General features: G+C 70.7%; 10 protein-coding genes. 8 read left to right on the top strand and 2 right to left on the bottom strand.

Annotated features, from left to right (window positions below):
* Positions 1 to 1,344, bottom strand: coding sequence for an ABC transporter substrate-binding protein (locus tag ACIPFH_RS12625; RefSeq protein WP_401825554.1), 1,344 nt, complete (start codon positions 1,342 to 1,344; stop codon positions 1 to 3).
* A 168-nt stretch (positions 1,345 to 1,512) separates the two neighbouring features.
* Here ACIPFH_RS12625 and ACIPFH_RS12620 point away from each other — a divergent pair, with 168 nt between their 5' ends.
* From ACIPFH_RS12620 to ACIPFH_RS12595, 6 genes are all read left to right on the top strand, one after another.
* The gene (locus ACIPFH_RS12620; RefSeq protein ID WP_401825551.1) at positions 1,513 to 2,256 is read left to right on the top strand and encodes an SDR family NAD(P)-dependent oxidoreductase; all 744 of its coding nucleotides are present in this window, start codon (positions 1,513 to 1,515) and stop codon (positions 2,254 to 2,256) included.
* Positions 2,257 to 2,323: 67 nt separating this feature from the next.
* Positions 2,324 to 3,070, top strand: coding sequence for a FadR/GntR family transcriptional regulator (locus tag ACIPFH_RS12615; RefSeq protein ID WP_401825549.1), 747 nt, complete (start codon positions 2,324 to 2,326; stop codon positions 3,068 to 3,070).
* Positions 3,067 to 4,212 (top strand): galactonate dehydratase, encoded by a 1,146-nt coding sequence (dgoD, locus tag ACIPFH_RS12610; protein WP_401825547.1) that lies wholly within the window; start codon positions 3,067 to 3,069, stop codon positions 4,210 to 4,212. Before ACIPFH_RS12615 ends, dgoD begins: the two co-directional genes overlap by 4 nt.
* A gap of 62 nt (positions 4,213 to 4,274) precedes the next feature.
* Entirely contained in the window at positions 4,275 to 4,895 is a 621-nt protein-coding gene (locus tag ACIPFH_RS12605) for a bifunctional 4-hydroxy-2-oxoglutarate aldolase/2-dehydro-3-deoxy-phosphogluconate aldolase (protein WP_401825544.1), read from the top strand.
* Positions 4,892 to 5,866 (top strand): sugar kinase, encoded by a 975-nt coding sequence (locus ACIPFH_RS12600; RefSeq protein WP_401825541.1) that lies wholly within the window; start codon positions 4,892 to 4,894, stop codon positions 5,864 to 5,866. Before ACIPFH_RS12605 ends, ACIPFH_RS12600 begins: the two co-directional genes overlap by 4 nt.
* A gap of 15 nt (positions 5,867 to 5,881) precedes the next feature.
* Positions 5,882 to 6,763 carry an SMP-30/gluconolactonase/LRE family protein gene (locus ACIPFH_RS12595; protein WP_401825539.1) on the top strand — a complete coding sequence of 294 codons (882 nt, stop codon included), beginning with the start codon at positions 5,882 to 5,884 and terminating at the stop codon, positions 6,761 to 6,763.
* Between the two features lie 243 nt (positions 6,764 to 7,006).
* Here the strand turns inward: ACIPFH_RS12595 and ACIPFH_RS12590 are convergent, their stop codons facing one another.
* On the bottom strand, positions 7,007 to 8,767 hold the full coding sequence (locus tag ACIPFH_RS12590; RefSeq protein WP_401825537.1) for a cellulase family glycosylhydrolase: 1,761 nt from the start codon (positions 8,765 to 8,767) through the stop codon (positions 7,007 to 7,009).
* Positions 8,768 to 9,043: 276 nt separating this feature from the next.
* Here ACIPFH_RS12590 and ACIPFH_RS12585 point away from each other — a divergent pair, with 276 nt between their 5' ends.
* On the top strand, positions 9,044 to 10,102 hold the full coding sequence (locus tag ACIPFH_RS12585; protein WP_401825535.1) for a LacI family DNA-binding transcriptional regulator: 1,059 nt from the start codon (positions 9,044 to 9,046) through the stop codon (positions 10,100 to 10,102).
* Positions 10,103 to 10,311: 209 nt separating this feature from the next.
* Positions 10,312 to 11,850 carry a cellulose-binding protein gene (locus ACIPFH_RS12580; RefSeq protein WP_401825533.1) on the top strand — a complete coding sequence of 513 codons (1,539 nt, stop codon included), beginning with the start codon at positions 10,312 to 10,314 and terminating at the stop codon, positions 11,848 to 11,850.
* Positions 11,851 to 11,890 lie beyond the last annotated feature (40 nt).

Genomic DNA, 11,890 nt, shown 5'->3' with positions numbered 1-11,890 from the left:
TCACTGGCCGGTGGAAACCTTCAGGCCCTTCCTCTTCAGGTCCTCGACGGTCTGCTTCTGTGCCTGCTGGACCGCGGAGACGAACGTGCCCCTGCCCGCCACAGCGGCCTGGAAGCCGTCGTTGAGGTGCTGGTAGGTGGCGTCGATCGTCGGCATCCACTTCCACGAGGTGTCGATGTTCTTGTCCGCCTGGGCGAAGACCTCGTTGTACTTCTGGCCTCCGAAGAACGGTGACGGCTTGTCCAGCGAGGAGCCCTTGAACGCGTCGGCCGCCGCGGGCCAGCCGTATCCGCCCTGCAGCAGCAGGTCGACGCTCTTGGGGTCGGTGTTGAGCCATTCGGCGAACTTCAAGGCCTCGGGGATGTGCTTGGCGCCCTTGAGGACAGCCGTGGAGGATCCCCCCCAGTTCGCGGACACGCCCGTGCCCTTCTCCCACTGCGGCATGGGCGCCACCGCCCACTTGCCGGCGGTCTGAGGAGCGTTTCCGCTGATGATGGCGTCGCCCCACTGGGCACTGACCCACGAGGTGATGGCACCGGTCTGCAGGTCCTTGTACCAGCCGTTGGCGAAGTCGGGTTCGGTCTTGATCACTCCCTTGCTGCGCAGGTCGTCCCAGAAGGCTGCGACCTTGAGGGTCTGCGGGGAGGCGATGTTCACCGACCAGGTGTCGCCGTCGACGCCGAACCACTTGGCGCCGGCCTGCCACGCGAGTGCGGTGAACCAGGCGGAGTTGCCGGCAGGGAAGGTGCTGATGTAGGCCTTCGGGTCGGCGTCGTGGATCTTCTGCGCGGCCTGGGCGAACTCGTCCCAGGTGGCGGGAGGCGTGATGCCCCACTTCTTGTACAGGTCGGAGCGGTAGAACAGGCCCATCGGACCGGACGCCTGGGGGATCGCGTAGACAGCCGAGCCGAAGACTCCCTGCTGCCACTGCCAGTCCACGAACTTCGACCGGTCCTTGTCCGCGCCGTACTCGGACAGGTTCACCAGGCCGTTCTCCAGCAGGAACGAGGGGATCTCCTGGTACTCCACCTGTGCCAGGTCGGGCGCGTTGCCGCTCTTGAGCGCGGCGCGCATCTTCGCGTAGCCGCCGCTGCTGCCTGCCGGGATCTTCTCCAGTTTGACGTGGATGTCCGGGTGGGTGGCGTTCCACTGGTCGACGGCCTTGTCGACACCGGGAACCCACGACCAGAAGCGCAGGTCGACCTTCTGGCCGGGCTTGACGGGTGCCTGTGCCTTGTCCTGCGCATCGGTCGAACCCCCGCAGGCGGAGAGGAGCAGGGAGGCGGCGGCGAGGGTCGCTGCGAGTGCGCCCCGGCTTCTGCGGACGTGTGTGGTGCGGCTCATGCGAGGAGGTCCTTCCTGGCTTCGTACTGGTGGTGCCTGGTGCACGCCGGTCAGTCTCGGAGCGGCATCGTCACCCCGTCAAGATATATTCATAATTAATTGAAACAGCTATGGTGGGCACGTAGGCAGTAGTGAGGGGAGACGCACGTGATGACGGAATGCCGCAGGATGGCGGGGCGCGTGGCGGTGATCACCGGTGCGGCGCACGGGATCGGCGCGGCCACGGCTCACAGGCTCGCGGCCGAAGGGGCGGTGGTCGTGGTCACGGACGTGGACGACGCGGCCGGCAAGGCGGTCGCGGCGGGCATCGAGGACGGCGGCGGACGGGCGGAGTACGTACGCTGCGACGTGACCTCGGCCGCCGACTGGGAGAACCTGGGCCGCCACGTCGACGAGCACCACGGGCGGCTGGACGTGCTGCACAGCAACGCCTTCGCACAACTCAACAAGCCCGCACACGAGTTGAGCGAAGCCGAGTGGGACGGTCAGATGGCCGTGCTGCTGAAGCCGGCCTGGCGCGGCATGAAGACCTTCGCGGCCATGTTGCGCGAGGCCTCGGGGTGCGTGGTCCTCACCTCCTCGGTGCACGCGGTCATCGGCCTGCCGGGCCATGCCGCCTACGCCGCCGCGAAGGGCGCGCTGTGCTCGCTGGGGCGGCAGTTGGCCGTCGAGTACGGGCCGGACATCCGGGTCAACACCGTGCTGCCCGGCCCCATCCTCACCGCCGCGTGGGAGGGGATCCCGGAGTCCGACCGGGCGCGCAGCGTGGCGGCCACGGCGGCCAAGCGGTTCGGGCAGCCGGAGGAGGTGGCATCGGCCGTCGCCTTCCTGGCATCCGCGGACGCCTCCTACGTGACGGGAGCGAGTTTGGTGGTCGACGGAGGATGGAGTGTCATGAAGGAGTCCTCGTGAGCGGCCCGCACCGTGCGGTGAGCCGTGCGCGGCATGCGCGAACAGGACCGATACGGAAACGGAGAACGTGGTGACCCATCCCGGTAGGGGGCTGCACGGCCAGGCGGTCGAGGAACTGGGCCGGCGCATCATCCGCGGCGACTACCCCCCGGGCTCCGTGGTGGACCCGGTCAAGTTCGAGACCGAGCTCGGCGTCAGCAAGACCGTCGTGCGCGAGGCGCTGCGCGTGCTGGCGGCCAAGGGCCTCCTCGAATCACGGCAGAAGCGCGGCACGATCATCCGGCCCCGCGCCGACTGGAACCTGCTCGACAGCGACCTGCTGCGCTGGCAGGGCAGCAGCGCTCCCACCGACGGCTTCCTGGAGGACCTCGCCGAGGTCCGCGCCATGGTCGAGCCCGCCGGAGCCCGGTTCGCCGCTGCCCGCCGCACCGCAGCCGACCTGGACGCGATGCGGCAGGCGCTGGAGGCGATGGCGGCGGCGGGAACGGACGCCGACGCGATGGTCGAGGCGGACCTGGCCTTCCACCGCGCCCTGCTGGACGCCGCGCACAACGAACTGCTCAGCCGGATGGAGGTCGTCATCGAGGCCGGTCTGCGCGTGCGTGACCGGATCGTGCACGGCGCCCGGCACTTCTCCGACTCCATCCCCGTGCACCAGGAACTGCTGGAGGCGGTCGAGGCGGGTGACCCGGACGCGGCGGTGGCCGCCGTCGAGTCACTGCTGGCGCAGGCGTCCCACGACCTGGCGGCCGTACAGGCCCAGGAAGATCCCGACGACGTCCCGACCGACCCGCTCCCTGAGGAAGCTCCTTGAAGATAACCGGACTTGAGACGTTCCTGGTGGCTCCGCGCTGGCTGTTCCTGCGCGTCGCCACCGACGAGGGCGTCATCGGTTGGGGCGAGCCCGTGATCGAGGGCCGCGCCGAGACCGTACGTGCCGCGGTCCACGAACTGGCCGACTACCTCGTCGGCCGGGACCCGCTGCGCATCGAGGACCACTGGCAGGTGCTGACCAAGGGCGGCTTCTACCGTGGCGGTCCCATCCTCTCCAGTGCCGTGGCAGGCATCGACCAGGCTCTGTGGGACATCGCCGGCAAGACCTACGGCGTCCCGGTGCACCGCCTCCTCGGCGGGCCCGTACGCGACCGCGTCCGCATGTACGCCTGGATCGGCGGGGACCGCCCCAGTGACGTCGCGGAGCTCGCCGAGGAGCAGATGAAGGCGGGCTTCACCGCCGTCAAGATGAACGCCTCGGCCGAACTCGCCCCGATCGACACCCCGGCACGCACCGCCGAGGTCGTCGAACGCGTCGCGGCCGTCCGCGAGGTGCTGGGGGACGAGCGGGACATCGCGGTCGACTTCCACGGGCGGGCCTCCACCGCCATGTCACGCCGCCTGCTGCCCCTGCTGGAACCCCTGCACCCGCTGTTCGTCGAGGAACCCGTCGCCCCGGAACACTCGGGCCATCTGCGCGGCCTGGTGGAGACCACGAGCATTCCGCTCGCCACCGGCGAACGCCTCTACTCCCGCTGGGACTTCCGCGAGGTCATGACCAGCGGCATCGCCGTCGCCCAGCCCGACCTGTCGCACGCCGGCGGCATCTCCGAGGTCCGCCGCATCGCGGCCATGGCAGAGACGTACGACGTCGCGATGGCCCCCCACTGCCCCCTCGGCCCGATCGCCCTGGCCGCGAGCCTTCAGATCGCCTTCTCCGTGCCGAACTTCCTCATCCAGGAACAGAGCATGGGCATCCATTACAACCAGCAGTGCGACCTGCTCGAGTACGTGATGGACCCCGAACCGTTCCGGTTCGAGAGCGGATACGCCGCCGTCGGCTCCCACCCGGGTCTCGGCGTCGAGATCGACGAGAAGGCGGTACGCCGGGCCGCCGAGACCGGACACCGCTGGCGCAACCCCGTATGGCGCGGCCCCGACGGGGCGTTCACCGAATGGTGACCACCGCCGGCCCGGCCCCCGAACCCCACGACCCGAGTCACGCCCAAGGAGAGCCCGCTCCCGTGAACCTGGTGGAATCCCTCCGCACCCACCGCCTGTTGGCGATCGTACGAGGCAAGGACCCCGCGGCGTCCCTGCGCACCGTGAGCACCCTCGCCGAAGAGGGCATCGCGGCCGTCGAGGTGTCACTGACCACCACCGACGCCCTGACCGTGATCAGGCAGGCCCGCGCCGAACTGGGCCCCGACGCCCTCCTCGGCGCCGGAACCGTGCGTTCGGCCGCGGACGCCGCCCGTGCGGTGGAGGCCGGTGCCTCGTATCTCGTCACCCCGGCACTGGTCGACGGGCTGGAGCCATACGGCGTACCCGTGCTGATGGGCGCCCTGACACCGAGCGAGGTCGAAGTCGCCCTCGCGCGGGGTGCCACCGCGATCAAGCTCTTCCCCGGCTCCTTCGGCGGCCCCGGCTATCTGAAGGCCCTGCGCGACCCGTTCCCCGACGTGCCCTTCGTGCCCGTCGGCGGAGTGGACGCACAGGCCGCCCGCGACTACCTGGACCGGGGCGCCCTCGCCGTCGGCGTCGGCTCACCCCTCGTCGGGGACGCGGCCGACGGCGGCAGCCTGGACCGACTCCGCATCCGCGCGGCCGGGTTCCGCAAGGTGGCCGAAGGGGAGACGCCGTGACGGCTCCGGCCGGGCAGGCCCCGCCCGAGGTGGTGACCTTCGGCGAGACGATGGCGGCGCTGCGGGCTCATGGCGCGCTGCGGCTCGGCGGGAGCCTCGGCCTGTCCGTGGCGGGAGCCGAGTCCAACGTCGCGATCGGCCTGGCCCGGCTCGGTCACCGAGTGCGCTGGGCCGGCCGGGTCGGCGCCGACGAACTCGGCGCGCTCGTCCTGCGCACCCTGCGCGCCGAGGGCGTCGACATCGGCCACGCGGTCACCGACGACACCGGTCGGCCCACGGGACTGCTGCTGACCGAACCCCGCCTGGGCACGCTCACGCGCGTCAGCTACTACCGCGCCGGTTCCGCCGGTTCGGCCGTCTCACCGGCCGACGTCCTGCCCGCGCTGGTCCCCGGATCCCGCATCCTGCATCTGACCGGCATCACACCCGCGCTCAGCCCGTCCGCGGCCGATGCCGTCCTCGCCGCCGCCACGGCCGCCCGCGACGCCGGCATCACCGTGTGCCTCGACGTCAACCACCGCTCCCGGCTGTGGACCGCCGACCGCGCCCGCACCGCGCTCCGGCCGCTGCTGGCCCGCACGGACCTGCTCATAGCCTCCGAGGACGAGCTGCCGCTGGTGCTCGAACGGCCCGGGGTGGACGAATCCGAGGCCGTGCGCGGCATCCTGGCCGAAGGGGTCGGCGAGGTGGTCGTCAAGCGTGGCGCACGTGGCGCGACCGGTTTCACCGTGGACGGGGCGGCCGACTGCGCGGCGCGACAGGTCGACGCGGTCGACCTGGTCGGCGCGGGCGACGCCTTCGTGGCCGGATACCTGTCCGGGCTGCTCACCGGCGCGGACGTCCCGGCCCGCCTGCACCTGGCCGTCACCACCGCGGCCTTCGCCGTCGCCACCCGGGGCGACTGGGAGGGTCTTCCGACGCGGGACGAACTCGGCCTGTTCGACCAGCCCGACGGCACGACCATCCGCTGACCCAGGAGACGCGACATGACATCAACGGCACTGCCGACGGCGGTCGTCGTGGACGGAGCGTACGAACTCGCCGAGGGCGGCCGCTGGGTCGACGGCCGGTACGTGTACGTCGACATCCTCAGCGGCCGGCTCCTCGAGCTGCGCGACGACACCGAACCGGCGGCTGCGCGCCAACTGGCCCGGCTCGACGTGCCGTTGGGCGCCGTCGCGCCGGTGGGCGACCAGCCGGGCGCCTGGATCGCCGCCGCGGGCACCGGCATCGCGCTGCTCACCCCCGACGGCGCCCTGGAATGGCTGGACCGACCCGAGGACCGCACCCCTGTCCCCAGCCGGATGAACGACGGCGTCGCCGACCCCGCAGGACGTTTCTGGGCGGGCAGCATGGCCTACGACGGGACTCCCGGCGCGGGCTCCCTGTACCGAACGGACTCCGACGGCACGGTGGTCCGTGTCCTCGACGGCCTGACCATCGCCAACGGCCCGGCGTTCACCGCCGACGGCGCCCTCATGTACCTCGCCGACACGGCCGTCGGCACCGTCCTGCGCTGCCGGGTCGACCCCGTCTCGGGCGACCTCCGCGGTGCCCCGGAACCCTTTGCCCAACTGCGTGACGGCGAAGGCGGCCCCGACGGCATGACGGTCGACGATGAGGGCTGTCTGTGGGTCGCGCTGTGGGGCGCGGGTGCGGTCCGCCGCTACCACCCCGACGGCCGCCTGCTCCACACCGTGACCGTCCCTGCCCCGCACCCCACCTCGGTGTGTCTGCACCCCGACGACAACCGCCTCTTCGTCACCACGGCCCGGTACGGGGTGAGGAGTCCGACCGCGGCCTTGGGCGCGGTGCTCAGCCTTGACGTACCGGTCAGGGGAACAGCGGCGTGCGCCTGGCGCGGCTGACGCCGCGTTCTGGCCGCATCGAGGGACCGGATCACCAGGGCGACGACGCGTCGCCAGGCGTCCGGGGCGGCGCGGCCGGTGGCGTCCGCCTCGGCGCGGAGGGCTTCCCCCGCTCCTGACACCGCGCCAGGCCCCCCGGCCCGGCCCTCGTCGAAACCCCGATCGCGCCGCGGCGTGCGACAGCCGCGGCGCGATCCCCGACGGGCGGCCCGGCAGCGTCCGGCCGGTACCGGGCCGGGGAGGTCAGGCGGTCGTGCCGGTCACGGTGGCGCCCGACTTGGTGACGTGGTACGTGGCCGAGCCGCCGCTCCAGAAGTGGAAGGTGAGCGTCACGCGGGAGTCCTCCCTCAGCGAGCCGACGAAGTCGGACGTCAGCTTGATCGAGTCACCCGTGTAGGCCGAGAAGGCGGTGTCCCACTGCTGATAGGGAGTCCAGTTCGCCGGACCCGCGTTGCTCCCGTCGTCGTATCCGGCCTCCATGGTCGCCAGCAGGTCGCCGCGGAAGTCGGTGGGGATGCTCAGCCCGGTGGTGCTTCCCGAGGCGTTCGACAGCACCGGGGCGTCGTACGTGATCACGTCGATCCGCCACGGGACACCGCGGGAGAACCGGGCCTCCAACGTCGCGTCGACTCCGTACGCCCGGTCGCCGGCCAACTCGCCGAGCGCGGCGGCCGTCAGTGTGAGCCGGTCGCCGGAGACGGTGTAGTCCTTGCCCCGCACAAGGTTGCGTGATCCGTGCCGCAGGCCCTGGAAGTCGGTGCCGTTGGCGTTGAGGGTGAGCGTCCGGCTCGTGATGTCGGCCGACTTGGCGAGGAACACCAGGTCGCTGGAGGCGGTTCCCGACCGTGTGGTCCAGCTCGACTCGATCTGGGCGAACAGCTCCGGGTCCCGCCACTGCAGGGTGTTGCGGTTCAGGAACTGTCCGGCGTCCCACAGCATGGTGGTGAGCTTGCGCCGGCGGGCGTAGTCGCCGAGGAACTCGAAGTACTTGCGTACCTCGCCCCGCTCGATGATGCCGGGCCGGTTGTGGTCGTAGGCGAGCAGGGCGTACTCGCCGATGATGACCGGGATGCCTCGCGAGACGAAGGTGTTGTACACCCGGTCGAAGGTTTCGGTGAGGTCCTGCTCCGAGGTGGCGTCGAACCTGGTGTAGCCCGCGATGTTCACGCTGAACGGCCACCAGCCGTAGAAGTGGATCGTCGTGACGACCATGGGATCGCGCAGCGAGGCCAGCTCGCCGGCCAGCGCGTCCAGCCGGCTCTGGTCGGCGTTCGTGTACAGGGTGGGCAGCACGAGCAGCCGGGTGGCGTTCCTGCCGCCGGAGTCGCGGACGATGGTGTGGAACACCCGGTTGAGCTCGGCCAGCAGCCGGAAGTTCTCCTCGTCCCCCGAAGTGCCTTTGAACGTCGGCTCGTTGATGCTTTCGAGCACGAGCCTGGCGGGGGCGTCGCGGAACTCCGCCGCGATCTGGGTCCAGGTGGCGCGGTAGCGGGCGAGCACGGCGTCGTGGTCCGTGGAGAGGTTGTTGACCCACATCCACGAGTCGTGGTGCATGTTGAGCAGCACGTACAGGCCTTCGTCCAGCGCCATGTCGGCCACCTGCCGGACCTTCGCCATCCAGGTTGGGTCGATCGTGTAGTCGGGCGCGGCGCCCTGGTGGATGCCCCAGGTGACGGGCAGACGGATGCTCTTGAACCCCTGTGACCTGACCTTCTTCAGCAGCGCCCGGGTCACGGGCGGGTTGCCCCAGGACGTCTCGTCGGGGATGGCGTCGTAGGTGTTGCCGAGGTTCCAGCCGGGCTGCATGGCCGCCACCGCGCTGCGGGCGGCCGGGGCGCTCGACGGCGGGACGGGCGGATCGGCGGCCCGTGCGGTGGCGGGCACCAGCGGGAGCAGGACGATCGCCAGGAGCAGTGCCGTCAGTCTCAGCCGGGGTCGCTGCCGGAGCCGGAGCCGCGACGGCCGTTCTCGTCGTGGGAGGAATCGTGCCGGTCTCCTCGTCATCACGTGCACCTTCCGGTTGGGGGTGGGCGGCGCGGGCCCGGCGGAACCCTGCCGGACCGTTCGACACGTGGGGGCCGGCGCGAGCCGACCGGGATGTGACTCGGGAAGGAAACTTTCGCTGTACGCGGCGGAGAAATTAACATGAAGCCGTGCCCGAGGCCACAGGTTCTTCCACCGGAGATGCCAGAATGGCCGCGCACATCCTTACGACGCTGTTCACCCGGCTTTCGCGTCAGGCCTCTGCCGGGGGACGGTTCGACGACCGGGAAGGCGACCTTGGCGCACAACGCAGCGGACGGGCCGGACGATCCGACGGGCGAGGGCGACCGGCAGGGCGATACGTCCCGCCCGGTGACCATCGCGTTCATCGCCGAGTCGGCGGGGGTCTCGGTCCCGACCGTGTCCAAGGTGATCAACGGCAAGTCGGGGGTCTCCGCGGACACCCGTGCCCGGGTCGAGGCGCTGGTCAACGAGTACGGCTACCGCAAACCCTCGGGAGCCAACAGGAACAACGTCGTCGAGCTCGTGTTCCGCGAGCTCAAGCACATGTGGGCGATCGAGATCATCCGGGGCGTCGAGCGGGTGGCCCGCCAACACCGCGTCGGCCTCATGGTCTCCGAGTTCGGGCTGCACGACACCGCCGAGCCCAGCTGGGACGACACGGTCTCCAGACGTCCCAACTGCGTTCTGTCCGTGGCCCAGCTCTCCGAGGCCGAGCGCGATCAGCTGAAGGCGAAGGGGATCCCGTTCGTCGTCTTCGACCCGGCCACGGAACTGCCCGACGACGTCCCGTTCGTGGGCGCCACCAACTGGTCGGGCGGCCGGGCCGCGACCCGCCACCTCACCGAACTCGGCCACCGCCGCATCGCCATGATCGGCGGTCCCCAGGACCAGCTCTACTGCTGCGCCCGGCTGGACGGTTACCGCTCGGCCATGCGGGCCGCCGGCCTGACGGTCGAGCCGGAACTCGTCGTGCACGCGCCGCTCACCCGTGAGGACGGCTGTGCGGCGGCGCGGCTCCTGCTCGCCCTGCCCGACCGTCCCACTGCCGTTTTCGCCGCCAACGACCTGCAGGCGCTGGGCGTTTACCAGGCGGCGCGCGAGGCCGGGCTGCGGATCCCGGACGACCTGAGCGTCGTGGGCTTCGACGACCTGCCGGTCGTGGCCTGGGTCGACCCACCGCTGACCACGGTCCACCAGCCCCTGACCGAGATGGCCGCGGCCGCCACCGAGCTGGCGCTCACGCTCGGGCGGGGTGAAGCGGCGCCACAGGTCGGCCTGGAGATCGCGACGACTCTCACGGTCCGAGGCAGCACGGCCCCACCCAGGAGCTGACCCTCGGCAGCCGCCCTCGACGGCTGCTTCACCCCGCATCAGCTGCGGCGACGCCCGCTGTCGAACCGACGCCCCGGCAGCGGGCGCCTTGGTGTTCTTGGGGGCTCCATGAGGGGGCTTGGCCGCGCGACCGTTGACCGTGAGGGCTCTGTTCGTCAACCTCCCCAGGAAATTATCCGACCATGGACAGCGAAAGTTTCGCTGTGCTCATGAGACTGGTAAACCTCCGCGACCGCGCGGACCATGAACGCCGTCCCCGCTCCACCCGCCTCGGTCGCATCCCCCTGGAGGAGCTCATGCGGAGGTTGGTCCACAGTTACCGTGCCCGGCTGATGGGGCTGGTCGCAGCGGTGTCACTGGCCGTTGCCGCACCGGGCGTGGCGGTCGCCCCGTCGGCGTCGGCGGCTCCTGCCGCGTTCAACGCCTCGGTGTCGGTCGACGCGGGCCGGACGACGGCCAGAATCCCGGCGACGGGTGTCGGTATGAACGTCGCGGTCTACGACGGCAACATGAACCACCCGGCCGTCCCCGGGCTGCTGAAGGACGCCGGTACCGGAATGGTCCGCTACCCGGGCGGCAGCTACGCCGACGGCTACCACTGGCAGACGCATACCGTCGAGGGCGGCTACGTCGCGCCCGGCACCGAGTTCGACACCTTCATGGGCACGGTACGCGCCGTCGGCGCACAGCCGATCATCACCGCCAACTACGGTTCCGGCACACCGGAGGAGGCGGCGGCCTGGGTGCGGTACGCCAACGTGACCAAGGGCTACGGGGCGAAGTACTGGGAGATCGGCAACGAGGTCTACGGCAACGGCCTCTACGGCGCCACCTGGGAAATCGACCACCATGCCAGTAGGACCGCCACGACGTACGCGACCAACCTCGTCCGGTACGCCACCGCGATGAAGGCCGTCGACCCGTCCATCAGGATCGGTGCGGTGCTGACCACCCCGGGGGCCTGGCCCGACGGCCTCACGGGACCCGGTGACCCGGCGGACTGGAACCACACGGTCCTGTCGATCGCCGGCTCGCAGATCGACTTCGTGATCGTGCACCACTACCCGATCGGCAACAGCCAGGCGGACCTGCTGGGCAAGCCCCGGGCGGAGATCCCGAACATGGCCGCCACGCTGCGCTCACTGATCAACCAGTACACCGGGAGCAACGCGCCCGACGTCGGCATCGCGGTGACGGAGGTCAACGCCAACGCCTACAAGAACACGTCCCCGAACGGCCTGTTCGCACCGGACGAGTATCTGACCTGGATGGAGAACGGAGCGTTCACCGTCGACTGGTGGAATCTGCACAACGGCACGGACTGCACCCACGTGACCACGGTCGAAGGCGCCACGGACTACGACGACGGAGGAATACTGTCCAGCGGCGCCTCCTGCGAGCCGCCCCTGAACACACCCTTCCCCGCCTACCACGGCACCCGGATGATCACCAAGCTGGGTGCGCCGGGGGACACGCTGGTCCGGGCCGTCGGCTCGACCCCGACGGTCTCCGCGCACGCCGTCCGGCGGGCCAACGGCGACCTCGGCGTCATGCTCATCAACGAGGACCCCGCCAACGACGCGACGGTCACCCTGTCGTACAGCGGCTTCACCCCGTCCTCGGCCACCCCGACGGTGTTCTCGTACCGGAAGAACGCCGCGTCGATCAGCTCCGCGACGACGGGCAGCGCCACCCGCCAGACCGTCCCCGCCTACTCGATCGTGGTCGTCCAGCTCCGCCCCGCCTGAACCATCCGTTCCGGCTCCGCCGGTATCTCTCCCCGCGCAC

The sequence above is a fragment of the Streptomyces sp. NPDC088157 genome (assembly GCF_044741545.1).
Classification (GTDB): Bacteria; Actinomycetota; Actinomycetes; order Streptomycetales; family Streptomycetaceae; genus Streptomyces.
Note: the sequence above shows the minus strand (reverse complement) of the source record. Positions and strands in the feature narration are given on the sequence as shown.